The sequence below is a fragment of the Mycobacteroides sp. LB1 genome, from assembly GCF_013449725.1.
In the GTDB taxonomy this organism is placed as follows: Bacteria; Actinomycetota; Actinomycetes; order Mycobacteriales; family Mycobacteriaceae; genus Mycobacterium.
Genome location: NZ_JACCFF010000013.1, coordinates 1 through 864, shown reverse-complemented (window position 1 = coordinate 864; position 864 = coordinate 1). Strand labels below are relative to the sequence as shown.

The window sequence follows — 864 nt, the reverse complement described above, 5'->3', positions numbered from 1 at the left end:
TGGAGTTCATGTCCATGTGTTGGGGGGCGGGGTCCTTGATTCGGGCGCCGCGTTTGCGTCGGGCTCGCGAACGCGCCGAGGCCGCCGCCGCGGCCGCCGCGGCGATTCCCGCCGCCGGTGCCTTAGCGCCGGAGCCCTCATTCAACGTCGGACCAAACCGCGCCGCCGGCGGATCCTCACGCACCGCATACACCATGTACGCCGGTGCTGCCGCCGCAGCAGCAGGGGAAGCCGGCGCGTTGGCAGGTGTCGACGGCGCACCCGAACCACCGGACAGCGGTGCGCCGCCGCCCCCGGGCATTCCGGCCATGGCAAATGATTGCTGCTGAGGCGAATTGCGTTCGATCCGGGCAGCTTCCTGCGCGGGCTCATCGCCGGGTACGTCCTGATCGATAGCAGCCGGGGGAGCGAGCTGGGCAAGTCCGATCAACATCAGCGGAAGCCAGAGCGGTGCGGACAACATGATGCCCCACGCGGTGAACCCGAAGGGGATGAAGAAGGCCTCATACGCGATGAAGAACAGCAGCGGACCCCAGGCAATGAGTGCTTCGAGAGGATTACGCATGAAATCCTGCAGGATCTTCTGAATGGTGCCCAGCGGGTCCGTAAAGAATTCCTGAATCTGCCGCATCAGCTTGTCGAAGAAGCTCTCGCTGCTGTCCAGCGCGGTGCCGGATTCGGCAGCTTGGGCCTGGGCGGCCATGCCGGACATATCCGCGGCCATCCGGGACATTTCTCCGCCGGGCGCCATGATCATCGGCGTCGGCTGTGTGGGGGCCACCGATAACACCGCCGCGGTCGAAACTCCTTGGTACACACCCATGGTGGTGGCGGCCTGGACCCACATCCGGATGTAGTCGGCCT

1 pseudogene is annotated in these 864 nt (G+C 65.9%); it reads right to left on the bottom strand.

Going from position 1 to position 864, the window contains the following annotated elements:
• Positions 1-864, bottom strand: a pseudogene (locus MLB1_RS23895) (PPE family protein); the annotation flags it as partial.